The following is a 26,276-nucleotide window of genomic DNA, read 5'->3' as shown; positions in this document are numbered from 1 at the left end:
AAGCAAATATTTAGCATTTTTTTATTATCATAGCTCTTAACAGCCATTTTAGAGTACATTTCCTTCATTTCATCTTTTATCTAAAAAAAGTTGTTCTGCCTCTTTAGGTAAAATATGTTCTTCAAAATGATCAATTTTTTCATTAAGATAATCGATGACAAGCTGAATATTTTGTATTTGGGCTACCAACTCATCACGCTGATTAATTAGGAGCTTACGTCGCGCTTCGGGTGAAACATCCTTTTTATGCAGCATGCGAACGTATTCAATACAGGTTTCAATGGGCATGCCTGTTTTTCGCATGGAGATAATATAACTAATCCAGTTCATATCATTTTCGCAGTAGTTGCGATAACCATTTTCATTACGCTGGACTTTGGGTAATAGACCGATACGTTCCCAATAACGAAGGGTGTCTTTTGTTATATCGAATTTCTTACTTACAGCATCAATATTCATAAATACTCATCAGCCCTTTCTTCATTTTGTTTCATTATAACCCTTCAATGCAAATCATTTAATAAAAAACACTTGCCTTAGAGTGCAGACAAAGGTTTATAATAACCAAGTATTTTAATAAATCATTTTGATCAGGAGAAAAAATATGTCAAAATCTACTCAGCAAAAATTTGGTATTATTCTTCCCGTTATTCTTTTTAGTTACTTCATGATCTTGTTCGATGTATCTGTCACATTCACAGCAACTGTAAAAATCGCGACAGATCTAAACCTGAATGAACACTCATTATCTTGGGTAAGTAATGCTTACTCACTAACTTTTGGTGGCCTTTTATTGTTCAGTGGTCGGGCTGGTGATATCTTTGGTCGTAAGCGGATGTTACTCATCGGACTATTCCTCTTTAGTGTAAGCTCATTATTTGTAGGATTATCAACAAATGCACCAATGATTGTTATTTCTCGTGCATTACAAGGAGTAGGGTCTTCTATTTTAGCACCAGCAACATTAGCACTTTTAATGGATACTTACCGTGATGACATGCGCTCACGAGCAATCGTAGCTTACGGAGCAACAATTGGTATCGGTACTAGCTTCGGTTTAGTATTTGGGGGCATGATTGCAAGTCTTTTCACTTGGCGAGATGCTTTTTTTATAAATTTGCCAATTGGAGGTATTCTTTTTATTCTTACCCTCAAATATGTTAAGACCGATAGACTTCCTTCAACTAGTAAACAAAAGTTAGATTATCGGGGAACGATCTTTTCTATTATTGGCTTTTCGACATTACTCTACAGCATCGTTGGTGAAACCCATCAGTTAACCTTTCTGGTCATCGCGCTTATTTTTTTGGGGGCTTTTATTATCACTCAGCACTACGCTAAAGCACCAATAATGCCGCTTAAATTATTTTTAGATTACGAACGCAGTAGTTCCTATATTGCTCGCTTTTTCTTTATGGGTGGTATACTTGCTTATTGGTTTCTTGCACCTCAAGCAATGCAGCATGTCTTTCACTATAGTCCGCTACAAGCTGGTATTTCCTTTCTACCAATGACTGTAGTTCAGTTTTTTTCAGCGACAAAAGTCACAATGCTTAAAAAACGCTTTGGTGATACTCGTGTGTTATTTATTGGGATAATATTAACAATGCTTGGCTTTATCATCGCTTTTATTGCTAAAATTGAATCGGGTTATATCTTATCAATGGCGGTCCCGATGATATTTTTGGGAGTTGGGCAAGGGCTTTCATTAAGTCCAATGACTGAAATGGGCTTAGCGAATACCGATCCTTCTATTGCAGGGTCAGCATCAGGTGTGGTTAATACAATTCACCAATTTGGAGGGGCACTGGGGTTATCAGTTATCGTTGCTTTGAGTAGTGTGCAAATGATTCCAGCTAAAATTTATAATTATTCTTTAATTTTTATGATCCTTTTTATCTTTATTGCCCTACTCGCTGTATCGAACCTTGCGTACCATAGACATGTAGATTAGCATTTTTACTAAATTAAAAACACATTTTCCTTTTAACGAATAAAGGAAAATGTGTTTTTCTAATTTATAATGATGATTTTCTTTTTCTTCTTACTAACCAAATGATAAGAGCAACTGCTAAAATAAGAACGATGCCTCCTACGATAGCAATATTTTTCACATTAGGAACATTTATTTCAAAGAAAAGTGGTTTCTTCTCAGTTAATGGTACCTTCCAAGTTAATTTTCCACCTGAAACCTTATCTGCATTATTCTTTCCAATACCTGAAATTGGTAAGTCAAGCACAAGTGTATAATTAACTTGTGATAATATATTATTTGGGATCGCTGCATCGCCACTATATTGTTTTAATAGCTTTGGCATATCAACTGTTCCATCTAATCTCACTTTATCAAAGAAAAAGCCTTTTGTTTCCTTGTAATTAATTCCGTATTCTTTGGCTAATTGGTTTGTGTTTTTGCCTCCAGTTGTTTGTTTAATGTGGCGGCTAAATTGATATTCTGTTGATGAAACTTTTTTTACTTTAAATCCTTGATCTTTAAATTGAGGAACCGCCTTATTCATAATTGAATCGGCCAGAAAAGCCGCTGTCCCATCAAAATTCACATCAAAATTAATATCAGCAGTCCCATTTTTGTTTACTTTAACTGTGTTCGTAATATTTGCGCAACCAGCCACAAAAGCAAGGCACACAACTAATATGCTTATTATGTATTTTTTCACAACTGCACCTCCGTAGCTTTTAGCTTAGCACGAATTGAAATGAATGTACAGTTTCGATAAGGTACAATTGTGAAAGCTAGACAATGCTTTTTATAGTGGCTTTTGCATATGATCATATAAATGTGTTCCAAGTACTACTTCCCCTACTTTTACAAAACCTAGTCGATTGTAAAGTCGTTTGGCATGAGGGTTTTTTTTATCGCAGTTTAAACCAATAACGCTTTCCCCACTTGCTTTAGCGATATTAGGTAATTCATTAGTTAAAGCTGAGCCAATTCCTTGGCCTCGAAATTCTTCGCTTGTCACTAAAGAATCTAAATACCATTCATTTGGGAAAGTCTCTAGATCTACAAAGACAGGTTTTGTATGGGTTAAATGAAACTCCTCGATAACTTGCTGCCAGGGTTTTTCAATTAATGGTTCTATTTTACTTGGATAACCCGCCACCACACCCGCGATTTGTTGTCCTTTTTCGTAAACATAAATGTGTTTATAATAATAACGATAATTTGGGAGTAGAATGGCTTTTGTTAGTGCTTTTATTATCGTTGCTTCTTTTTCTGTTTTAAAAATGGAGAGCTCCATATCTTTCCAAATTGTAAGAAGAAGTGGGGCGATTTCTGTTGCATCATCCATAGTAGCTTGTCGAATCATTAATAGTTCCTCCTTAAAAACTAGGGTTTATAAAATAGGAGATAACAAACTAGAAAGGTTTTCTTTCATTTTCGTATACCATGATTTTTGTTTGATATCTTCTATTTGATATAACTTACTTGCTTTGAAGTCAGCTTCAAAGTCAACTAACATCTTCTTAATTGCAGAATCTGTTTCATATAAAAAGACCATAAGTTCATGATTAAGGCGAAAACTCCGAACGTCAAAATTTGCAGTACCAACGGCGCCTCTTTCTCCGTCTACGAGAATTAATTTAGCATGGATAAATGAATCATCCCGGTACGCATACATTTTTGTTCCTGCTTCAAGCATCGTTTCAATATAAGCATTGCTTCCATGAAATGAGATTGCTCGATCACCTTTTCCCGGAATGATAACACGAACATCAATGCCACTCATGGATACACGCCGAAGAACAGCAAGAGCTTCTTCATCAGGAACAAAATAAGGTGAAGCAATCCAAACAGACTCTTTTGCCGATTCAATCAAATCTAAAATGGCATCACGCACACCATTTTCTTTGTCGTAAGGTCCCCCGTAAACGATTTGCGCCCATTCTGAACCTCTTGTTTTTGGAGATAAATATTGTTTTACGCCTGCTTCATTAATAAATGAGTCCGCTGCTTCCGCACAATTTTTCATATAAACCCAATCTACTAAAAAGGATTCCTGTAATTCTAAAATTGCCGGGCCATTAATTTTGATATGTGTATCACGCCAAACGACAAAATCAGGTGTATTGCTACGATATTCTTCCCCAATATTTAATCCACCGGTAAAGCCAATCTGCCCATCAATGACGATTAACTTGCGGTGATTACGTAAATTTGCAGTGCGTGCTATCCAAATTGAGCGAATTGGGTCAAACGCCTGAATTTCTGCACCAGCTTCTTCAAGCGGTTTTAAAAAACTTTCATGAAGCTTGGCACAGCCCCATGCATCATACATAAAACGCACTTCAACGCCTTCATTCAGTTTATCAATTAAAAGATCACGGATTTCGGTACCAATTGCATCCGCTCTATAGATATAATATTGAATATGAATGTGATTTTTTGCTTGTTTTAGTGATTCGATAATCGCTTTGAAAGTCTCGTCACCATTTGTAAGCAGCTTTAGCTCATTGCCATTAACGGCTTGAATATCAGTTAAATGAGCAATCCTTTTTGATAAATCTGGCGCTGCATTTGTGTTGTGCGTTTTTTCAAGTGCACGGATCTTCGTCGTAATTTTATGGGCTTCATTGATTTGATGGTAGTGAAAAATACGGCTTTGTGGATTACGCCCGAAAAATAAGTAAATAAAATAACCGAGTATTGGCAGAACAAAAATAACAGCAATCCAAGCGACTTTAGAACTTGTTCCTCGTTTATCCCAAAAGATAAGACGAATAGCAACAGCCATTCCCGCCAGCTCAATCAAAATGGCCGCTGTATATAAAATAACTTCAGACCATTCCTTAAGTAAAAAACCCACTCCAATAATAAGGAGGATCATGACCACCAACTGCACAAATTTCTTCATTCTATGTTACCCCCTTTTTACATTTAAGTATACACTGGATTTTTAAGGATGTCATTTATCAAAAAGATTCCTTTTGCGCAATAAATAAAAGCGTCTGGGTCATTCAAGAAAATATAGCGTAGACTCTACACGACAAATCGAGCGAAAGCGTCTATATTGAAAAGGCTTGCCAGAAACCCGAAGTCTGGCAAACCTTTTCAATCGCGAGCGCTTGTCGCTAATTTATTTTGTTTATGTCACAGGCTCTTTCTGTGGACTATTGAATAAGCTCCCAAGGGCCCCATTCTTCTGCTCCTGGAATGTTACCTTGTGTCCACCATTTTGCTCGGTAAGTTTTGCTTTGATAAGTGACAACATCCCCTGAAGTATAGACTTTATCTGCATCCCAAGCATTCGTTATTGGAAGTTCATTATTTGTTGTCACTGATAGCGGTTCGCTTGCAGCTGAAAAATTACCTGCGCTGTCATAAGCTTTTACGGTATAAATATAGGTAGTATTGGGAGTTAAGTTTTGATCAGCAAATGTCGTATTTGATGATGTCCCAACTAAAGCGTTATCGCGGTATATCTTATACCCAGCCACTTTTACGTCATCTGTTGCTGCTGTCCAACTTAATGTGACATTTTTATCCGCTTTCTCTGATGCTTTTAGATTTGTTGGCGCACTTGGTGGTGTATTGTCTGTTGAGTCATGGTTAATATCCTCTGTTCCATAGACAGTTTGCTTACTTAGTTCTGCACCTGTTTTCCCGATGCGTTGTACTAAATCAATCTTACTGATGTGGCTTGGGTCAACCGTATCTGCGCTTGATTTTAATCTAAATGTATAGCTTGCACCTTGAGGAATTTCTTGGCCATCGTATACTGATGCCAAGTCTACTGTTGTAATGCCATTTTCTGTTGTTACGGTTCCTGCTTTATAATCGCCATTTGTTAGTGTTTCAGAAGAATCTAGCGCAATGTATAATTTAGGTAATTTAACCGTTTCAAAAGCCGTTTCTACTGATTTCAGGACATCGTCTGTTTCATCCACTTTTTCATTGTTTTTTACTGTTACTTCATAACCTACGCCATTTTCACTGTATGGCTCAATTGAAACTTCTACATTCAGACCCGCATAATTTATTTGTTCTTCTGGAAGAGGTGTTGAGCCAAACAAACCATCCTTGGTGGCCTTTGTAAGCTCATCCCGCTTTGTACTGTCTGTTTCTTTATCTTGAGACTGCATCCAGGAAATAACGCCGCCTAACTGATTATCTTTAACATATTTTGTTTTTTCAGCGATAGAACGCACATTATCGTATGTGTAAAATTCACCTGTTTTATCGTTATAGAGATAAGGCGCTTTAGCAATATCATCCCAATATTCTTTTAAATCAGTTGATTTTGTTTTAAGATCATCAATATTTCGGTATGGCCAAACACCACCAGCACGTCCCCCGTCGCCTGCACTAAGTGAGCTTTTATTGCCTGCCCCATAAGTAGGTGTTCCATCTGCATCTTTATTATTTTTTTCAGCTGGTTGGAAAAGTCCAGGATGATCGGTATCCGTTCCTGATTCTACTTTATTCCAGCCACGTGTATAGTAAGCCGCCCCGATGACAATTTTTTTGGAATCAGCCCCTTGACTTTGTAAATACTTAACGGTTTGATCAACTGATAAGCCACTTGCATAGTTAGGGTCTGCTGGATTTCCATATAACGCAGTATGATGTGCACTATTCGATACCCAAGCTCCATTCATGTCATAAGTCATCACATTTGCAAAATCTACTACTTCAAATAATTTTTTTACATCAACCCCGTCTTGGAGTGTTTTTTGAGCAGCTGGCAAAGCGACAGATAATTCATAGGTTTTATTTAATTCTTTTCCTTGTTTATCAATGGTTGTTCTAATGTCATTCAATAATGTAATAAAATTCTGTTTATCTTCTGGTTTCGCATGAGGTGTTCCTTCATCATTCTTGTTATCAACTAAATCTGGTTCCCGAACAGAAGCTGGGTATTCCCAATCTAAGTCAACAAAGTCCAGATTTGTATATCTGATAAATTTCGCAATATCTTCCACAAATTGAGCGCGTTTGGAAGGATCTGCCGCTACTTCAGAAAAGTCGCCTGATTTTGACCAACCTCCAATGGAAATCCCAATTTTTAAATTAGGATTTTTAGCGCGCAAATCTTGCATAGCATTTAAAAGGCCCGCACTAGCACTATTCCACTGAACTCCCTCGCCGCCAACAGGTGCCCCAACTGCTGCATCTTTATCAGTAAATTTCAACTTACCATTACTATCAAAATCTAAAAAGGCTAATGTTAAATGTGTCAGTTTATCTGCCGCAATATTTTTGGGATAAAAGTTCCCTTCTCCTCCCCAAATAGCCCAATCGCCATTGTATGCAACTTGACGATATTTTGGTGCTTCAACCGCTTTTGTAGTCTCTCCTGTAAAGGTTAATCCAGATAATACAAGTACAATACCTGCAAGAATACGAATCACTTTTTTCATAAGAACCACCTCAATTAATATTTTTTAAAATCCAGTCATCCCTTATCTAGAATTGATTACTTAGTTACACCTCCTTTTTTATTATTAAATTCTAGATACTATTTTATGTAGCAAATTTCATGCCAACAAGTAAATATTCATACTAACAAGTTTTATAATTACACACATAAATATCAAATCAAATCTTTTTTACACAGTTTTTATTAAATATATTAATTAAAAAAAACATAACCGCGGATATTCCTTTCAAAATACCGCGCTTATGTCCTTTTTAAAGTTCACTCGCTGCTTCTTTATCTAAAAGAAGTGTCAAATTAGGGTGTAATTGCAAAACAGATGCTGGAACGTCTTCGGTAACAGGGCCAAAAAATGCTCGCTTGATAATCTCTGCTTTTTTCTTACCATTTGCAAACAAAATAATATGTTTAGCTTGCATCACGCTTTTTGGTCCCATTGTTACATAATAATCAGAAACCTTGCGCTCATCGCCGCCAACCTCGCTGATTAAAATCTCTCGTATATCTGGCCTTGTCTTTATAGAAACGCGAACGGTTTCATCCCCAAATTTTGTGGTCCCTGGCAAATTTCCACAAAAATGACCATCGGCACCAATACCAAGTAACATCGCATCAAGTCCACCTCGTTCTGCAATAACCTTGTCATGTGTTGTATAATTAAACATATCTAAAGCATGGACCTGTTCTTCTTTAATTCCAGCTGGTTCAAAATACATTTGTTTTAAATTAGAAATGGTTACACCCCATTTTTCATTGCCGATCGGAATTTCATCAAAGTTATAATAAGTCACATTTTCAAGTGGTGTTTTCGCTTTCATTTCTGCACTTAATAATTCATAAAGTCGTTTTGGTGTGCTTCCTGCTGTAATTGCTAAATGAACTTTTTTTGGTTGATACATTAGTCCAAGTAAAAGTTGCATCGCTGTCCTACTCATTTGTTCATAATCTTTTTCAATAATAACTTGCATATTAAACCACCTCATTTTCTTCTTTATATTTTTACTATAAAGCCTATAGCTACTATAGAGTCAATTTATTTTTTGGAGGTAAACATGACAAAATTATTAACCATTGGCGAAATGGCAAAGTTAAGTGAGATTTCCATTCAAAGGCTGCGTTATTATGATCAAATTTCGCTTTTTTCTCCTGCTGAAATTGATAATAAAACCGGTTATCGCTATTATCAAAAAGAACAAACTCTTCTATTACATATCATTCAAATGCTACAATACACAGGTCTTTCTTTAAAAGAAATCAAGCAACTTTTGCTTCATCCACAAAAAAACGCCATTCAAGATCAGTTAGCTCTAAATCTACAATCATTAGAAGCAGAAGAACGCAAAATCAAACGAAAAAAATGGCTTATTCACCGTCATACTCACTATGTAAAATTGCCTTTTCGGCAGTCATGCGAAAATTTTTATCCAGATCGCTATTTTTTTGCTGTCCCCTCAGACATTCACAAATTTAACAACCAAGACTACACATTGCTATTTACTGCTTTGAAAGCTGCCAGACTGTCTAAAAGCTACAAACAATTTATATCTTATTACCAAAGCCAAACGGAAAATTTCATCGGTGTTGACCTCGATGAAATGGTAAATAGTCCGCTCATCAAAAAAATTTCAGCTGGAACATTTAAACTTACAAGGGGAACAAAAGAAGATTTAGAACACGTCTTAGTGCAGCCAACTTCCGAATTCTTTATTCGTGAAATCATCACTTACGAGCTCCATCGGCCTAAGATAAGCTATCTGTTGGAAGAGCGCCTTTAATTGTTCTTAGGCGCTCATTGCTTATCTTAACAAAGTTGTAACATCCCCTAGCCATGCATCCATACCACCTAAAATATTGATCGCTTGAAACCCTTTATTTGTCAAAAATTCAGAAGCTTGACTAGATCGCTTCCCCATATAACAAATAAGATAATACTGCTTGTCTGGCTCTAAATCTTCCCACGCTAAAGCTAATTCATCCATAGGAATATTATGCGCATTTGGAATATGCGCCAAAAGAAAATCAGTAGGCTCACGAAGGTCAATCAGATAGGGGCTATTTTTTATCAAATATTGCTCAAATTCAGCTGTAGTTATTGATTGATACATATTTTCACCTCACTCAAAAATTATCATATAATTTTTGCAATACAAGAACAATGTATTTGCTCAATGCATTTTTTCATAAAAAAATTTCCTTTATTAGAAAAACTAACAAAGGAAATTTTGCTTCATCATTAGACTGCTTTTGAACCAGTAAATTGACTATTATAAAGATCAGCGTAAAATCCGTTTTCACTCAACAATTCTTGATGGGTTCCTTGCTCGATAACGGTTCCTTGATTCATGACTAAAATAAGATCTGCATCGCGAATGGTCGATAATCTATGTGCAATAACAAAACTAGTTCTATCTTTCATTAAATTACCCATTGCTTTTTGGATATTAAGCTCTGTTCTTGTATCTACACTTGATGTTGCTTCATCAAGAATTAAAATAGATGGATCAGACAAAATAGCTCGAGCAATCGTAAGCAATTGCTTTTGCCCTTGAGAAATATTTGATCCTTCCTCATTTAAGATTGTAAGATAGCCATCAGGTAATCGGCGAATAAAATCATCTGCATAGGCCGCTTTTGCCGCAAGAACGACTTCTTCTTGGGAAGCCCCATCACGTCCATAAGCTATATTATCAGCAATTGTACCATTAAACAGCCATGTATCTTGTAATACCATCCCAAATTTGGCACGAACTTGCTCTTTTGTCATATCTCTTGTATCAATGCCTTCAATGCGAATTTCTCCTGCATCTACATCGTAAAAGCGCATTAATAAATTAATAATCGTCGTTTTCCCAGCACCAGTCGGCCCTACAATTGCCACCATTTGACCTTCTTCTACTTCAATATTAAGATCCGTCATAAGTGGTTTATCCGTAGTATAGCCAAATTTTACGTGATCGAACACAATTTTATGCTCTTCTCCTTGAGCTACTGGGATTTGTTCTGGGATATGGTCTACTTCTTCTTGTTGATCCATCATTTCAAATACACGTTCAGCTGAAGCAATGGTCGATTGAATGACATTAGCAATATTGGCCACACTAGCAATTGGTTGTGAAAAAAGTTGTACGTATTGTGTAAAAGACTGGATATCCCCAACTTTTAAAGTTCCATTGGTAACAAAAATCCCTCCACCAACGCAGACCGCCACATAGCCTAAATTTCCAATAAACTGCATCATTGGCATCATAATCCCAGAAATAAATTGTGCTTTCTTAGCTGACTGATAATAATCACTGTTTACTTTTTCAAACTTTGCTAGTGTATTTTTTTCCTGACCAAATGCCTTAATAATCGTTTGGCCACTGTAAGTTTCTTCAACAGCATCATTTAAAATGCCTAAGTTTCCTTGCTGCGCAGCAAAGTACTTTTGCGACTTCCCGGCAATTATTGCAACAACAAGGATACTAAGTGGTACTGTACAAACAACAATCAATGTCATTTGCCAACTAATTGTTAACATCATAATTAAGACACCAACAACTTGAATTACTGCGGTAATCGCTTGTGTAAGGGATTGTTGCAATGTGTTAGCAATATTATCCATATCATTTACAGCACGGCTTAAAATATCACCATTTGATCTAGTATCGTAATAACGGAGCGGCAAACGTGCCATTTTAGCTTTTAAATCTTTACGCATATCATATACCGTTCGTTGCGCCACACTAGACATCACAAATTGCTGGATAAAATTAAAAACGGAACTTCCAATATAAAGTAAAAAAACAAAAAATAAAATATCAAAAATTTTATCATCATTAATTCCATTAGGACCCATCAGCCCTTCAAAAATTTCTGTTGTCGCTTTCCCTAATTCACGTGGACTAAAAATATTAAAAATAGTTGAGAGAATCGCAAAAACAAAGACAACCATGATCGAAAATGTACGCGGCTTCATGTAGCCTAGCAAGCGGAATAATGTTTTGTTAAAATTCTTGGGCTTTGCTACTGGACTTCCCATCCCTCCGCCTCTTGGTCCTGGACTCATGCTATCTCCTCCTCTGAAAGTTGTGAGCGCATAATTTCTTGATAAATCGCATTATGCTCTTTTAATTCAGTATGTGTTCCGATACCTGCTACTTTTCCCTCATCTAAAACAATGATTCGATCGGCATCCACAACAGAAGTTATTCGCTGAGCCACAATAAGTGTAACGGCTTCTTTGGTTTCATTTAAAAGCGCACCTCTTAGCTCTGCATCTGTTTTAAAGTCTAGCGCTGAAAAACTATCGTCAAAAATATAAATTTCTGGTTTACGAATAAGTGCCCGGGCAATCGCCAATCTTTGCTTTTGACCACCAGAGAAGTTATTTCCACCTTGCTCCACATGCGTCTTGATACCACGACTTAATTTAGAGACAAAATCTTTAGCTTGCGAAATAGCAAGTGCCTGCCAAATTTCATCATCTGTCGCTTCTTCTTTACCATATCTCATATTTGTTTCAATGCTCCCAGTAAAAAGAACAGCTTTTTGAGGAACTAATCCAATTTTTTGGCGTAGTTCATCTTGATTTTGTTCGCGAACATCAACTCCATTAACACGAACAACCCCACTTTCTACATCATAAAAGCGCGGAATCATGTTAATCAAGGTGGACTTACCTGCACCAGTACTTCCGATGATGGCAATGGTTTCTCCAGCTGCTGCTTTAAAAGTAATGTTATCAAGTGCTGGCTTTTCAGCGCCAGCATAACGAAATGTGACATGATCAAATTCCAGCAATGCTTTCTGTTCAGTATTTTTGGACGCTTTCGGATCAAGAATTTCTGGTTCCATATCAAGAACTTCATTAATACGTTCAGCAGAAGCTCCAGCACGTGGAATGAAAATAAATACTGCAGATAACATCATAAAGCTCATCATAATTTGCATCGCATATTGAATAAACGCCATCAAGTCCCCAACCTGCATACTACCTTCACCAATCAAATGTGCACCAATCCAAACAATTGCAATACTTGTTAGATTCATAAGTAACATCATTAGCGGACTCATAAGTGAAAGCAACCGGTTAACCCCAATGGCAGTAGAAGCGTAATCGTTGTTTGCCTCTTCAAATTTCTTTAGTTCATCTTGATTACGATTAAAAGCCCGAATAACCCGAATCCCAGTCAAACCCTCACGGATTACGCGGTTTAATTTATCCATTTTCTTTTGTAATGCTTTGAACTTTGGCATTGCTTTACCGCCAATTGCAATCACCAACATTAATAATATTGGTAAAACAATAACAAAAATAAGCGACAATTTGGCATCTCGCCCAACAGCCATGATAATTCCACCAACCAGCATAATTGGAGCCATCACCATCATTCTAAGCATCATATATAAAACATTTTGGATTTGGACAACATCATTGGTTGTTCTTGTAATTAAAGAAGCTGTGCCTATTTTATTGTTTTCTTGCAGCGAAAAACTTTCCACACGTGTAAAAATTTTATCACGAAGTTCACGCCCAAAGCCCATTGCAATTCGCGAGGCTATGTAAACAATAACCACCGAAAGAACTACAGCCAATGCGGAAATAAGCAACATGAACGATCCCATTTTCCAAATGTAAGCCTTATCTCCTTGGACGACACCTTTATCGATAATATTTGACATAATCGTCGGTAAGTAAAGTTGGCCTAGCACTTGAATAAAAGTTAAGCCTAAAACAATGACAATTCCTAACCAATAAGATTTAAGGCGTTTCATCAGTTTCATCATTTGGCACTACACCTCCTTCTTCTTTACCTTTATGATTAAGGTAATCTGTTAATTTTTCAAGCAAATAAATCAGTGTTTTCATATCTTCTTCACCAATATAATCACGCATATCTTCAAAGTTTGCTTGAATTTTTTTAATGACTTGTTTCATTAGTTTATTGCCTTTTTCAGTAAAGGTTAAATAAACAGCGCGTTTGTCTTCTGGATTTTGTGTACGATTGATCAAACCTTTTTTTTCTAGTGCATTGATTTGTTGTGTAACGCTTGGTTTTGAAACACGAAGCAATTGACCGATATCGGAAACTTTCATGCCCATTTTGCTTTTATCTTTTTTTAGACCATGAAAGAGAATGAAAAGAAAACGAATTTCAGCACGAGTATAACCTTCAAAGTGAAAACCAAGCAGTTCTGCACGTTTAAAATTCATAAAAGCTTTAATGACGGAATGACCTAGATTATCTTCCAATATAGCCCCTCCTTTTAATTAGTTAACTTAATTAAGTATATATTTCTTTTTATGTATTTGTCAAGCCCAGATCCGGTATAAACAGCGCCTCTTTGGCAAATTTTTCCGTAATTCTTATTTATTTGCTATACTAATATATTATCGGAGGTGGCAATATTGCGTTTTATTTTTGCTTATTTAACGGTCTTTATTTTGGGGATTTTTGCTGTCATTGGAATGGAAGGTTTACTATTTGATAAACTAACGCTAGAGCTTATCTTCGCAGCTATTCTGTTTGCTGCTCCATCAATCTTCGTGGGTGCAACAATCGCTGAAATTTACTATGGATTTAGTAAAAAAGCGACATTAGCAAGATTTGCAATGTATGGATTGATTTATGGCGTTTTGATCACTGTCGTGGTTCTAGGTATTCTCCAATTAGCTACTACACTCATGATCATTCTACTTTCAGCTCTTGGTGGGATCATTGCGACATCCCTTAGCGTGATTTTCTTCATTTTTCGCGGTGGATACTCACATAGTGGTAAAGCAGCCTCATCTAAATAAAAAAGGGGCTGAACATACACAAACGACAAGCGCTCACATTGAAGAGGCTTGCCAGACTTCCGGTTCTCACGTACAGTCGTACGCTCCGCTTCCGGCTTCTGGCAAACCTCTTCAAGGCAAACGCTTTCTCTCGATTTGTCGTATTCGAAATGTAATACCTACGCTTTCTTTTTTAATCGGATGGCCTTTCGTTTGATTAGACCTCGTCTTCTTCAACGTGGTGTAGTAGTTGATAACGGATTGTTGCTAAACCATAGCCATAAAAATCTTCCACAAACTCTTCCGCTTTTTCAAATCCTTTTGCTTCATAAAAACGGATTGCTGCCTCATTTTGTTTCTCAACATTTACTGACATCGGGAGTGGTATATGAAACAGATTCATACCTTCTTCTAAAAGTTCTGTTCCATACCCTTGATTGATGAATTCAGGATGTAAATAAAATGCCGTCAATTCACTTTTTCCTTTCGCTAATTCAACAAAATTAACAAAACCAATTGTTTTTTTATCTTTTATTAGAAGGGCAAAGGGCGTCGCCTCGATACGATTAGTTAATGTCTTTTCATTATAAAATTTCGCTAAAAAGGCATCTTGTACTTCTTGTGGGATAATATCTTTATAGGTATTATGCCATGAAAGTGTAGCAATATTTTTAATAGCAGTAACATCCTCTTTACTTGCTTTACGGACGCTCGTAGTCATTTATTATTCCTCCTCTACTTTCCGGGTTACATAAATTATACCCGCTTTTTCATCATTTTATGTATTTTTCTTAAGTTCCTGTTATTATAACGCTTTCTTTTTTATTTGACTATTTTTATGAATTTTAGCTTGCTTGAGAGAGAAAATAATGTTAACTTATTATTTATATAAGTTAACATTAAGGGGTTGTATCATGAATCATCAAAAGTTAAAATTTTTAATTGTCGATGCACTATTTGCGGGGATCATTGCTGCACTCGCTCAAGTGGCTATTCCAATTGGCCCTATTCCCTTTACGGCGCAAACTTTTGCGGTCGGGCTTGCAGCAACAATTCTTGGCGCGAAGCATAGTACGATTGCCGTTAGTGTTTATATTACACTCGGGGCGATTGGCATGCCTGTTTTCCAAGGAATGGCTGCGGGAATGGGTATTCTTTTAGGTATAACTGGTGGGTTTATTGTAGGCTTTATCTTTAATGCTTGGATTACAGGTTATTATCTTGATAAACTGGGTTATACTCAGATTAATGCGATTATCGCTAACCTGATTGGTGCTCTTGTTACGCTTCTTTTTGGTGTGCTTTGGCTCAAAATAAGCGCAGGTATGACATTTAGTAAAGCATTTCACGCAGGTATGATACCATTTTTAATCCCAGGCATTCTTAAAGCCATTCTTGCTGGCTGGATTGGTCTTTTAATCCGTGAACGCTTAATTGCAGGGAAACTTTTACCAAAATCGTAAAGTCCACAAGATTACATAGCTTAAAAACTGCTTTGTGGGTTTTTTCTTACGAAACCCACAAAGCAAAAGGCTGATCGCTAGCTTATTGATGTCCCAACCTAACTAAACAAATCATTTTCCATAATTAAAACTTCTTCACGACATTTCTTCATATCCTTACGTGATAATTCACCTTTTTCAAAGTACTTTTGGATTAAAGCACGTTCCACTTGAATGGCATATTCAGCAAGAATTTCGATTTCTTCTTTCATATTTTGCTTATTTCTTCCGCCAAGGTGTGTAAAGCCACGACCCTCATAGCGTGTTAAATAGATATCATACATTTCTGGGCTCACAAACCCATGTGGCAATGTTTCTAATTTCTGGGTTACATATTTTCTTGTTTCTTCTTGAAGCGTCCAACGCTCCTTTTTTCGCTGCTTTAAATTTACTTGAGGTGCTCTTAATTCAGTCATTAGTGCTCTTCTTCTATTACGATATTTTTTGTCATTAGTCAATATATACAGATATTTATTGCGTTTATTAATAAAACGACCAATGCTATTATCCGAAACTTCGCCTTTTTTCTTCATCGATGCGGCTTTTTCAATTTCCCAGTTTAAAACAGTAATTTTCATTTTTAAATCATCATTTCGTAAGTGCTCTTTATCCTGATTTAATTCAAGAATTCGTTGTTGATAAATCTGAGATAAAAAGTGAACATAATCTTTATTTTCACCGTTTTCTTGTTTTTTAAGATCTTTCATGACGTCTCTTAAAATAGAAATAACAACTTCATTTTGTTCACTATCGCTTTGTTTTTTCTCAGCAAAAAGGGGCAATACAAAATTGGCTAGTAGTAATGTAGTTAAAATAACCCCTGCAGCAAGTGCAATTAGCAAATTACGTGAAGCAAACGTTTCTCCATTTTGAATAACAAAAGGAAGGGATAGTGCACTGACAAGCGTCACCGTCCCCCTAACGCCAGAGATTGTATATAAAAAACTATCGCGAGTCCGTTCTTTAAACGATTTTTTCTCTTCACTAAAAGCACGGAAAATAAATAATAGTAAAAAGCGTAAGACAAGTAGGCCTGCTGTAATACAAAGAACTAAAAAGACCAAGCCACTATTTGAAATGCCAGTATCAAACCAGACATCACTAACCACGCGTGGCAGTTGTGTACCAAGTAAGATAAATACAACCCCATTTAAGCTAAATGTAAGAACCGACCATGTATTTTTAGAAAGCGTATTTAACCTTGCGCTTTCTGGATTCATTTTGCTATAGCCAATGGATTGCATCATTCCTGCACTCACCACAGCCAAAATTCCATTAACCTCTAAACTTTCCGCAATTAAAAAAATCAGAAACGGTGTAAGTAAATCCAGCAATAAAAAAGAAATAATATTTTCAATTCCAAATCGTCTAAGAGCGGTTGTTACGACCCACTTTATCAGGCTAAGCACTACCCCTAAGGCGATACCTCCGATTGAAATTAGTACAAATTTCATTCCAGCATCAAGTAATGAAAAAGTTCCTGTTGTCAAAGCGAGCACAGCAAATTGAAAAGAAACCAAGCCAGAAGCGTCATTAATTAAAGACTCGCCTTCTAAAATATGAATAGCTTTTTTCGGTATTTTAACTTTTTCAGCTAAGGAACTTACAGCAACTGCATCAGTTGGCGCAAGTGCAGCAGCAAGTGCAAATGCAGCGGCAACTGGAAGAGAAGTGATCATGCCACCAATTAACATCCCAAGTGCGTAAACCGTAATAAAAACTAAGCAAATTGACAGCCAAAAAATCGGTTTTCGCCATTTCCATAAAGCGACTTTATCTGTATTTTTTCCGTCATTAAAAAGTAGTGGTGCTAAAAATAACAACATAAATAATTCTGGATTAATACTAAAATTAAATTTTTCAAACGGTAAAACGATTAAAATACCTAAACCGATTTGAATTAGCGGTATAGAAATACTCGGTAAAAATCGACTTAATACATTCGATATAAAAACCATTCCTAAAAGAATAAGAATAAATTCAAAAATCTCCATAACCTTTCCCCCTTTTATGTATAAAAATAGTGTATCCGATCATTATCATAATAACATACATCGTAAGGCGGGTTTCTACTTAAAACTTTTTAGGGAAAAATAGAGCTTAGATTCTGCATTTCGAATACAACAAACTAGGAGAAAGCGGTTTCAGTTAAGAGGATTGCCAGAAACCGGAAGCGGAACATACGACTACCGGAAGTCTGACAATTTTCTTAAACACAAACTGCAAGCGCTTGTCACTAATTTATTTTATTTATATCCCCAATGAACTATTTCCCTCTCACGTCTACAACGATTTTCCCAATATTCTTACCGTCAAATAACGATAGAAATGCAGGTATCGTTTGATCAAATCCATGTACAAGTGTCTCTTTGTGGATCAGTTTGCCTTCTTCTAGCCATTGCACTAGCTGCTTTTTACCTTCTGCAAATTGATCAGCATAATCCCCAACTGTAAAGCCTTGCATTTTAGCACTTGATTTAATTAAATAGCTTTGTACACGCGGGCCCATATCCTCTTCCGCTGTCTTATTATAAGAGGAAATCGTGCCACATACAGGTATCCTTGCAAATTTATTTAATAATGGCCACACAGCATCACTTACTTTGCCACCAACATTTTCAAAATAAACGTCAATTCCATTTGGACACGCTTTTGCTAAATTATGGCTAAATTCTTTTGTCTTATAATTTATCCCCACATCAAAACCTAGTTCGTTAACCATGTAATGGATTTTTTCTTCACTTCCCGCTATTCCAACTACACGTGCGCCTTTAATTTGTGCAATCTGTCCGACAGCTGAACCAACTGCTCCTGCCCCAGCACTAACAACTACCGTTTCATCCGGCTCGGGCTGGCCGATATCAAGTAGACCAAAATATGCGGTAAGGCCTGTCATACCAATGATCCCTAAATAAGCAGGCAACTTAGCAACCGCTGGATCGATTTTCTGCAGTGTTTCGCCTGGCAAAATGGCTTCTTCTTGCCATGGTACACTTCCTATTACAAAATCTCCTTCGAGAAAATCATCGGATTTCGATTTAACTACCTTGCCAATGCCAGTACTTACAATCGGTTCATTTAGTTTAAATGGCGGAATATAACTCTTTGTATCGTTCATTCTACCGCGCAAATAAGGATCTACAGATAAATAGACCAACTGAATATGCACATCTCCGCTTTGCATCCCTTTAAGCTTCACATCTTTTATTTCAAAAGTATCTTTACTTGGTAAGCCTACTGGACGGGTTTTTAGATTAATTTGTTTCATCTTTCATCGCACCTCATTTCTTCAATTAGTTGCCTGATACCACAAGAAGCACCTGTTTAAACTTCGATATTAAAGACAAATTGAGACATAAGCGAAATAAATCGAGTTCATTCCGCTCATGTCTCAGGCGCTAACTTTTTATTCACTTAAAAACTGTTGAATCGCTTTTTGATTCGCAGCAATATTAATGCGTAGTACAGCTCCAGCCCCAGCAATACGCTGGTTCTCCCATGTTCCTTTTACTGGAACGGTGAGTGTTTTTACATCTTGTGTTCTTGAAAAAGCAAAATCCATTCCTGTTTTTAACACCAAGCTAGTTGGCAAATCTGTTTTTGTATAGCCTTGAATGGTCCCTAGCACACGTGGCATCTTGAAAATGCTTGTTGCTGATATCGCCTGTTCTTTGACAGCTTGCAAGACTTGTTGTTGTCTTCTTACTCGTCCAAAATCGCCTTCTGCATCATGACGGAAACGCGCATATTGTAACAACGTATGTCCATCCATCTTTTGTTTTCCAGCTTTAATTTTGGCGTCAATATTGGCTGACATATCTTTTTCAGCAGTGATTTCGATACCATTTGGCGCAAGGGTATCAATAACTTTTGGAAAACTTTCAAAGCTAGCAACTACATAATAGTTACAATCAATTCCAAAATTTTCTTTTACTGTTTTTCTAACTAACTCAGGTCCTCCGTAGGAATAAGCAGCGTTAATTTTATTTTTACCATAGCCTGGAATGTCTACATACGTATCACGCATTAGCGAAATGAGCTTAGGTGTCTTTGCTTTTTTATTATAACTAGCAATCATTAAGGAATCCGAGCGACCTTGATCTTTCCCACGTGAATCACTACCAATAAAAAGAACATTTACCGTATCCCCACGTGCTTTTTCGCCATTAAAGGCAAAATCTTTCATTTTACTTTCTTTTTGAGCATCTTTTAAACTCAAGTTATATTGAAAATAACCGATCACAGCAAGTCCAGCAATAATGATTAGCAATACGAATAAAATAGTAATAAATATACGACCTTTTCTTACTTTATGCTTTTTTTGATGTCGAGCCATTTTTTTCACCTCAATTTATTCACTTGTATTTCCAAGCTATTAATTCCATATTACAATAAAATGACAAAAACTCCGAGCGAAAAACTTATAAGAATTATTAAAGATTATTAAACCGTAACGTCATTAAACTTTTTGACTATATTTGTTTTAACTGTAATCGGTTCCAAAATTCATATCAATAAAAAGCGTCTTGATTTTAGATTTTCGACAGAAGCCATAGCCGCTAAAACCAGGACGCTTTTTATATTTTATTATGTTTTTTTACTATCTTTCGCCAAATGAGTGCTGTAAGAGCTACACCAATTATCGCTCCACAAAAATCTAAAATCACATCTTGCGCAAGCGGTGTTCTCCCCCCAGTCAAATACTGATGAAATTCGTCGCTTGTAGCAAAAACAAGCGGTATCAAAAGCGCGCACCATAACGCCAGACGCTTTTTACCAAAATACCCCCGAACCCCTGTATAAATAAAAATTCCCATTGCAAAATAAGTAAAGAAATGGGCTCCCTTACGCAGAAAAAACTCAACAAACTTGCTGTAACCCATTGCCTGAACGCTCACTTCACTCGAACCATATGTAAAATGAATCGTGCTAAGTTGCTCTTTCAAAGGTTGTTTTGCCAGTATTTTATCTAGCGTTGACACCATCGATTGCTGTTCATAAGTTTCAGAAGAAGAGTAAAATAAAATTGCCATAATCGCAAATGCTCCTAAGAAGCATATCAAAAAAACTTGTTTTCTATTTTTCAAAAAACGTCGCTCGCTTTCACTGTTTGTTCATTTCATTGTATCATTCTTTCAACAATAAAAAAAGAGAGCACTTTGATCCGCACATTAAAGCGGGGCTCTCTTACTTTTCGAACATCTATTATCTTTCACTCAAATTCACAAAATCGTTATTTCACAATTCGTTCATCATTATTATCAAAATATTGATGCCCAATTTGTGGCTGACTTTTTAACATTTCACTTACGGTTACAAACTGGTAATCTTGTTTTTTTAGTTCTTTCAAAGTATTTTCCAAACTTGCAAATGTGAAAGGATGGATATCGTGCATTAAGACAATCGCGCCATCATAGGCACGCGCTTTGACTTGATTTGTAATAAGGGGCGGTTTTTTTAATTTCCAGTCCATTGTATCGACGCTCCACTGAGCAATTGGAATCCCAATATTTTCAGCCGTATCTTTATGAACAGCTCCATAAGGTGGGCGAACAAAATCTGGAAAATGGCCTGTTGCTTGGTAAATAACGAATTGTGTTTTTAAAATTTGGCTTGAAACTTCTTCTGGAGATTTTTTCGTTAATTGGGGATGATCCCAAGAATGATTTCCAATTTCATGCCCAGCTTCATACTCTTCTTTAACCAAATCTGGATGGGCTTTTGCAGCTTTCCCTAGCACAAAGAAGGTAGCCTTAACATGATATTTTTTCAAAAGCTCCAAAACTTTAGGTGTCGTTTTCGGATTTGGGCCATCGTCGAAAGTTAACGCAATTTTTTTCCCAGTCACTGGTTCAGTCTTTTTAGAAGGTTTAATGTCATTTGGTAAATATTTAGGATTAACGTGCTCAGCGATATCGCTTAAATCAATATCCGCTGTTTTTATTTTTGGATAACCAGGAACGCTCACTGGAATCATTAATTTTTTATCAGATAAAGCAAAATTAGTCGTTGCTAAATCTTTTAAATAATCCACTTTACCTAGCACTTGAATGTTTTGTAATGGTATTTGCTTGGTTTTCATTAGTGCATTTTGCATAACACGACGGAGTTCAGCAATTTTATCAGGCCAGTTGATGAAAAGATCGTTTAACTTTAGTAAACGCTCTGTATCATTATCAACAACAAAGCCCTTGCCAATTGGTGTTTGATTCACTTTTTCCAATTGATTAGCTTTTTTAATGTACGCTTCTTGTTGCATCATGACACTCCTTGTATTCTTTCCTGCCTGCTTATATTTAAAGGTATAAAAAAGAATGCCATCTTTTTTCCATTTTTTACTAATCATTTTTTGTTCGTCTGCTGCGGCTTTAAAAATCTCATCTTTAAGTCCCACGTTATCGGTTTTATCTTTTAGGCGAGGAATATAGGCAACAACATCTGCACCGCTTACTTTTTTTTCAACTTTTGTGTAGTGCTTATTACTTACTTCTTGTTGCATTTTTGAATCCACTTGTTGTAGCGCCGCTTCACGCGATTTATTGAATTGAGATTTCTGCCAAGCTTTAAAGCCAAGTAGGCCGCCAATTAAAACAACGACAACAATAACGCACAACACCAAATACTTTTTATTCAACAAAAACACCTTCTTTATGAAATAACCATTTTGTCATCTACGGTTCATACTAACAATAATATGTACATTGGTCTACCACTTTGGACTATTTTTATTTAATTTATTTACTTTTCATATGATAATCGTATATTTTTGGCATTAGGAGTACAAAATGGTTTGTTTTTGAACTCGATTAGCTAAACTTTGCAAATAAAAAAGAGCTTATGACACCCCAATTTTTTGGGACCACTACAAAAATGTGATAAGCTCTTTTTCAAATCAAGAATATACCTTGATATCATTTCTTTTTAGCCTGTTTTGCATGATCATTGTAAATTTTATTTAGAAAAATTTTTTCCCGTAGATTAAGTACAAAAGTTTAATTCCAGACCCATCTATCTGCATTAGATGTATATAATTTTTGATTCTCTTCATTAACACGTTTCATGATAAAATTATAATTTACGCTATTTAAGCGCTGCCCTAAATTACGTAAATTCCCATTATTGCCTCTGCCACCGTTTGAATGGACACCAACCACTTCATGGGAAGTATTAAAAATTGGCGAACCTGATTGTCCAGGCGTTGTATCAATATCATACATTAAAGTAGGGGATTCTAAATTATCAAAGTTATGAATTTCTACACGATTAGTATCATACCACTGTGTCTTGTTTTTTTCACCGGGATAACCTGAAATCGTTACTTTTCTATCTGTCGTGGAAAACTTCTTAACTTTTAATGGCGCAACCACATCTCCTAGCTCTTTCCCGTATGGAAGATCATTTTGTTTCCCTACTGTCACTACAGCAATGTCAGCATTTGGCGAATAAGCCACATCAATGATTTTAAACTTGCCAAACGGAAGATAATCTCCATCTCTTCCTGGATAAAACCAAGCTGAATTTGTGGCACCTTTGTTAATTGGATTTGCATTTCTGAATTTTATTGCCACGTGATTATTAGTTACAAACGTATTTTTCCCTACTACAAATCCCGTTCCCTCAAAATTAAAGGTGGAATTTGAATCACTTCCAGGTGAAACTGTGAGACCAATCGAGGCAAAAGTAGGGGTTGTTGAATCTATGACTTTATTTCGATAGTCGTGAGGCGGATGCAAAATTGACCTTTTCTGGATCTTATGTGCTTCCGTAGTTGACTGGGCATGAGTGGAAAAACTAGGCGTCAGAACTAATAGGGCAATGGCAAAAGCAACAAAAAGTTTTAAAGATTGTACCTTTTTCATAAAAATTCTCCTCCTTATAAGTATCTGCGTCTTACATTAAGTATAATAACACAAAAAAATAATTATGTCGTTAAATATACTTTTTATTTAGAAAATATTGTATTTAATAACTATTTTAAATACATTATCAATTATTCTCTTAATAATAAATAAAATACGATTAAATCTTTATATTATATTCTATTTCATTAATAAAATATACATTTATAATGAATTATCTTTTTTTTCACCTAATTCCCTCATTTAATTCTTTTCATTTTATTCTATTTATAGTATGCTGTATACAGTTCAGAAATGATGGCTGAACTAGTAAAAAGGAAAAGGAGTGTTTTGTATGATTGTTTTGTTTTTTATGTTAGCACTCATTGCTTGTTTTATGATTTTTAAAAAGCAATGGAAAAAAACAACACCTATTGTTTTACTTGTCATCTGTTTAGCTATTTTATCAGCATGTGGCACAAAAAATGCTACTGAAGAAGTTCAAGCTGATAAAAAAGTAACTCAAAAAACAGAATCTGCTAAAAAAAATGTTACTCCCCCCAAAATTGAAAGTAAAGATCAGTTTAAATCGACGAATAATGGAACCGTTATCATCAAAGGGAAAACGGCTCCAAATGCTGAAGTTAGAGTCGAAAGCAAGGATTTTACAGCACAAAAGATAACAACTGCTAAAAATGGGGAATTCGCTTTTACAATTCCAGCAATAAAAAAAGCGAAAGTAAACGCTACGATTTACACTAAACTTGGCAATAAAGAAGATCATCAAGTAATTTCGCTTGTTGGAAACCCTACATACAAGAAAACACTAGCAAAAAAAGTGGAAGACGAGCGCCTAGCTAAGGAAAAGAAAACACAGCTAGCAACTGAAACACGCAAAGTCGCGCAAAATGACCAAAAACAAGTGAAAGTACAGCCAAGCAAAAAAACAACCGTTAAAAAAACTGTTGTTCCATCAAAAAAAGCACAACCTAAACCTAAGCCTGCTAAACCCAAGCCAAAACCAACTAAACCTAGCCAAGCTCAAGGAAGTACAGTCTACATCACTGCTACTGGGAAAAAATATCATTTTTCCCCCAATTGTCGCGGTTTAAATCATTCCAATAGTAAAACCAAAATCAAATTAAAAGATGCTCAATCGCGCGGCTATACAAAATGTAGTTTCGAATAAAAGCTAAATCGCCCATATTTGCAGGTCATGACTAATGAAAGCCTTGTAAAACCTGCAAATATGGGCGATTTTAAGTTTGTTCCAATCTTTTACTCGTTATTATTCGCGGTAAAATCTAAATCAATTCCTGGTGCATCAAATGCAATCTCAGACACCTCATACGTCAAGCGTGTAATATAAGAAATCAAAGGCTTAGAAAGCTCTTGAATGAGCTCTTCTCCTAACTCATTACCTTGGCCGAAGAAGTCAACTAATTGCACAATACGACTAATTTGTCCATTAATCTTGAATTGCGGTAAAATCAGATCAAATGGAACGTCAATTTTAAAAAGCTTCCCTTCCTCTAAAATTGACTTATCATCGGAAGTAGGTTCAACTTCATTAATCTCTACTCTTACTGTGTTCTCCACTTGTTCTTGCTTCGCTAAAATGGTTTCAAAGTTATATTTTTCAACAATGATTTGATTTGTTTTAATTTCCACTCGATCGCATCCTCCATTATCTTATTTCCTCTATTGTACCTGATCTCACAAAACTTCACCAGCTAATTTTTTATTTTTAAAGAAAAATAAAAGCAGCAATCCAGTAAACTAATGCTGCCATTAATGCTGCTGCGGGTAAAGTGAATATCCAGGTAAGCAACATATTTTTACCTGTACGCCAGTTTACTTCTTTCTTATGATTGGCAGTACCAACACCCATGATAGAACTATCGATAACCTGTGTTGTACTTACAGGAAGATGCGTTAATGTAGCAGACATGATCACTGATAATGAGGTAACGTCTGCCGCAACGCCTGTAACTGGTTCAATCCGCATAATTTTTGTACCTACTGTTTTGATAATACGGAAGCCTCCAATAGAAGAACCCACCGCCATTGCAACCGCGCAAGTAAACTGCACCCAAAATGGCACTCCAGCACTTTCTTTTAATAGTCCACTTGTAATTAAAGCTAGCGTGATAACACCCATTGTCTTTTGCGCATCATTTGTCCCATGCGCGTAAGCTTGAATAGCAGCTGTTCCAATTTGGGCCATACGGAAACGTCGATTCATTTTCACACGTTTTTGGTTATGGAAAATAAGTTTAAACATGGAATAAATGATATAGCCAATGGTAAAGCCAATAATGGGTGAAACAATCAAGGCAAAAATAATCGTCGTAAAACCTGCATAGTTTAATACGCTAAAATTTCCAGCAGAAGCAACCGAGGCTCCGGCAATTGCTCCAATTAAAGCATGCGATGAGCTGCTTGGCATTCCAATAAACCAAGTAAATAAATTCCACAACACAGCAGCAATCAACCCACATAAAACCACGAATTCGCCATTATGTAATGAAAATGGATTAACAATATTTTTTGTAAGTCCTTCAGCAACACCTGTAAAAGAAATCGCTCCTAAGAAATTCATGACAGCAGCAATAGAAATGGCCACTCTTGGTTTTAATGCTCGTGTTGAAATACAGGTCGCTACAGCATTTGCAATATCATGAAAACCATTAATGAAATCAAAAGCAAGTCCCATAATAACGATTAATACGGTAATAATAATTATTGTATTCAAAACTCATTCCCCTTTTATTTA

24 protein-coding genes are annotated in these 26,276 nt (G+C 36.1%); 5 read left to right on the top strand and 19 right to left on the bottom strand.

Annotated elements, in window-relative coordinates:
- Window positions 1–69: 69 nt before the first annotated feature.
- Window positions 70–459 (bottom strand): MerR family transcriptional regulator, encoded by a 390-nt coding sequence (locus tag G6Q10_RS00785; protein ID WP_163651897.1) that lies wholly within the window; start codon window positions 457–459, stop codon window positions 70–72.
- A gap of 145 nt (window positions 460–604) precedes the next feature.
- Between G6Q10_RS00785 and G6Q10_RS00780 the strand changes: the two genes are divergently transcribed.
- Complete coding sequence (locus G6Q10_RS00780) at window positions 605–1,954, top strand: MFS transporter (protein WP_163651896.1); 1,350 nt, start codon at window positions 605–607, stop codon at window positions 1,952–1,954.
- A 64-nt stretch (window positions 1,955–2,018) separates the two neighbouring features.
- Here G6Q10_RS00780 and G6Q10_RS00775 read toward each other — a convergent pair whose 3' ends face one another.
- The 5 genes from G6Q10_RS00775 to G6Q10_RS00755 form a co-directional block, all read right to left on the bottom strand.
- Window positions 2,019–2,678 (bottom strand): protein with hydrophobic anchor, encoded by a 660-nt coding sequence (locus G6Q10_RS00775; RefSeq protein WP_163651894.1) that lies wholly within the window; start codon window positions 2,676–2,678, stop codon window positions 2,019–2,021.
- A 90-nt stretch (window positions 2,679–2,768) separates the two neighbouring features.
- Window positions 2,769–3,332 (bottom strand): GNAT family N-acetyltransferase, encoded by a 564-nt coding sequence (locus G6Q10_RS00770; RefSeq protein WP_163651892.1) that lies wholly within the window; start codon window positions 3,330–3,332, stop codon window positions 2,769–2,771.
- A 27-nt stretch (window positions 3,333–3,359) separates the two neighbouring features.
- On the bottom strand, window positions 3,360–4,877 hold the full coding sequence (gene cls, locus G6Q10_RS00765) for a cardiolipin synthase (RefSeq protein ID WP_163651890.1): 1,518 nt from the start codon (window positions 4,875–4,877) through the stop codon (window positions 3,360–3,362).
- 256 nt (window positions 4,878–5,133) lie between these two features.
- Window positions 5,134–7,383, bottom strand: coding sequence for a glycosyl hydrolase family 18 protein (locus tag G6Q10_RS00760; protein ID WP_163651888.1), 2,250 nt, complete (start codon window positions 7,381–7,383; stop codon window positions 5,134–5,136).
- 271 nt (window positions 7,384–7,654) lie between these two features.
- Window positions 7,655–8,368 (bottom strand): glucosamine-6-phosphate deaminase, encoded by a 714-nt coding sequence (locus G6Q10_RS00755; RefSeq protein WP_163651886.1) that lies wholly within the window; start codon window positions 8,366–8,368, stop codon window positions 7,655–7,657.
- Window positions 8,369–8,452: 84 nt separating this feature from the next.
- On the opposite strand from G6Q10_RS00755, the gene G6Q10_RS00750 reads away from it, so the two are divergent.
- Window positions 8,453–9,175, top strand: a complete 723-nt coding sequence (locus tag G6Q10_RS00750; protein WP_163651884.1) for a MerR family transcriptional regulator — start codon at window positions 8,453–8,455, stop codon at window positions 9,173–9,175.
- A gap of 21 nt (window positions 9,176–9,196) precedes the next feature.
- On the opposite strand, the gene G6Q10_RS00745 is transcribed toward G6Q10_RS00750, so the two are convergent.
- The 4 genes from G6Q10_RS00745 to G6Q10_RS00730 form a co-directional block, all read right to left on the bottom strand.
- The gene (locus tag G6Q10_RS00745) at window positions 9,197–9,505 is read right to left on the bottom strand and encodes a rhodanese-like domain-containing protein (RefSeq protein ID WP_163651882.1); all 309 of its coding nucleotides are present in this window, start codon (window positions 9,503–9,505) and stop codon (window positions 9,197–9,199) included.
- 128 nt (window positions 9,506–9,633) lie between these two features.
- Window positions 9,634–11,448: an ABC transporter ATP-binding protein gene (locus tag G6Q10_RS00740; protein WP_163651880.1), complete on the bottom strand. Its 1,815-nt coding sequence runs from the start codon at window positions 11,446–11,448 to the stop codon at window positions 9,634–9,636.
- Window positions 11,445–13,169, bottom strand: coding sequence for an ABC transporter ATP-binding protein (locus G6Q10_RS00735; protein WP_163651878.1), 1,725 nt, complete (start codon window positions 13,167–13,169; stop codon window positions 11,445–11,447). Before G6Q10_RS00735 ends, G6Q10_RS00740 begins: the two co-directional genes overlap by 4 nt.
- Window positions 13,144–13,596, bottom strand: coding sequence for a MarR family winged helix-turn-helix transcriptional regulator (locus tag G6Q10_RS00730; protein WP_163655643.1), 453 nt, complete (start codon window positions 13,594–13,596; stop codon window positions 13,144–13,146). The genes G6Q10_RS00735 and G6Q10_RS00730 overlap by 26 nt, the downstream gene beginning before the upstream one ends.
- Before the next feature lie 195 nt (window positions 13,597–13,791).
- On the opposite strand from G6Q10_RS00730, the gene G6Q10_RS00725 reads away from it, so the two are divergent.
- Entirely contained in the window at window positions 13,792–14,181 is a 390-nt protein-coding gene (locus G6Q10_RS00725) for a hypothetical protein (protein ID WP_163651876.1), read from the top strand.
- A gap of 196 nt (window positions 14,182–14,377) precedes the next feature.
- On the opposite strand, the gene G6Q10_RS00720 is transcribed toward G6Q10_RS00725, so the two are convergent.
- The gene (locus G6Q10_RS00720; protein ID WP_163651874.1) at window positions 14,378–14,881 is read right to left on the bottom strand and encodes a GNAT family N-acetyltransferase; all 504 of its coding nucleotides are present in this window, start codon (window positions 14,879–14,881) and stop codon (window positions 14,378–14,380) included.
- A gap of 193 nt (window positions 14,882–15,074) precedes the next feature.
- On the opposite strand from G6Q10_RS00720, the gene G6Q10_RS00715 reads away from it, so the two are divergent.
- Window positions 15,075–15,623 (top strand): biotin transporter BioY, encoded by a 549-nt coding sequence (locus G6Q10_RS00715; protein WP_163651872.1) that lies wholly within the window; start codon window positions 15,075–15,077, stop codon window positions 15,621–15,623.
- Between the two features lie 98 nt (window positions 15,624–15,721).
- Here the strand turns inward: G6Q10_RS00715 and G6Q10_RS00710 are convergent, their stop codons facing one another.
- The 6 genes from G6Q10_RS00710 to G6Q10_RS00685 all read right to left on the bottom strand — a co-directional run bounded on the left by G6Q10_RS00710 (window position 15,722) and on the right by G6Q10_RS00685 (window position 23,521).
- On the bottom strand, window positions 15,722–17,656 hold the full coding sequence (locus G6Q10_RS00710) for a Na+/H+ antiporter (protein ID WP_163651869.1): 1,935 nt from the start codon (window positions 17,654–17,656) through the stop codon (window positions 15,722–15,724).
- Window positions 17,657–17,928: 272 nt separating this feature from the next.
- Window positions 17,929–18,930, bottom strand: a complete 1,002-nt coding sequence (locus tag G6Q10_RS00705) for an NADP-dependent oxidoreductase (protein ID WP_163651867.1) — start codon at window positions 18,928–18,930, stop codon at window positions 17,929–17,931.
- Between the two features lie 138 nt (window positions 18,931–19,068).
- The gene (locus G6Q10_RS00700; RefSeq protein ID WP_163651865.1) at window positions 19,069–19,998 is read right to left on the bottom strand and encodes an LCP family protein; all 930 of its coding nucleotides are present in this window, start codon (window positions 19,996–19,998) and stop codon (window positions 19,069–19,071) included.
- A gap of 241 nt (window positions 19,999–20,239) precedes the next feature.
- Window positions 20,240–20,695: a VanZ family protein gene (locus G6Q10_RS00695; RefSeq protein ID WP_163651863.1), complete on the bottom strand. Its 456-nt coding sequence runs from the start codon at window positions 20,693–20,695 to the stop codon at window positions 20,240–20,242.
- 200 nt (window positions 20,696–20,895) lie between these two features.
- Window positions 20,896–22,296, bottom strand: a complete 1,401-nt coding sequence (locus G6Q10_RS00690) for a polysaccharide deacetylase family protein (protein ID WP_163651861.1) — start codon at window positions 22,294–22,296, stop codon at window positions 20,896–20,898.
- A 358-nt stretch (window positions 22,297–22,654) separates the two neighbouring features.
- Window positions 22,655–23,521: a trypsin-like serine peptidase gene (locus G6Q10_RS00685; protein WP_163651858.1), complete on the bottom strand. Its 867-nt coding sequence runs from the start codon at window positions 23,519–23,521 to the stop codon at window positions 22,655–22,657.
- 334 nt (window positions 23,522–23,855) lie between these two features.
- On the opposite strand from G6Q10_RS00685, the gene G6Q10_RS00680 reads away from it, so the two are divergent.
- A complete protein-coding gene (locus G6Q10_RS00680; RefSeq protein WP_163651857.1) occupies window positions 23,856–24,689 on the top strand; it encodes a DUF4198 domain-containing protein in 834 nt (277 codons plus the stop codon).
- Between the two features lie 89 nt (window positions 24,690–24,778).
- Here the strand turns inward: G6Q10_RS00680 and G6Q10_RS00675 are convergent, their stop codons facing one another.
- The gene (locus G6Q10_RS00675; RefSeq protein ID WP_163651855.1) at window positions 24,779–25,171 is read right to left on the bottom strand and encodes a DUF1149 family protein; all 393 of its coding nucleotides are present in this window, start codon (window positions 25,169–25,171) and stop codon (window positions 24,779–24,781) included.
- A 76-nt stretch (window positions 25,172–25,247) separates the two neighbouring features.
- Window positions 25,248–26,255: an inorganic phosphate transporter gene (locus G6Q10_RS00670; RefSeq protein WP_163651853.1), complete on the bottom strand. Its 1,008-nt coding sequence runs from the start codon at window positions 26,253–26,255 to the stop codon at window positions 25,248–25,250.
- Between the last annotated feature and the right edge of the window lie 21 nt (window positions 26,256–26,276).

Origin of the sequence: Listeria sp. PSOL-1 (assembly GCF_902806445.1) — a bacterium.
Taxonomy (GTDB): Bacteria; Bacillota; Bacilli; order Lactobacillales; family Listeriaceae; genus Listeria.
The sequence above is the reverse complement of the archived record's forward strand: the minus strand, read 5'-3'. Positions and strand labels throughout refer to the sequence as shown.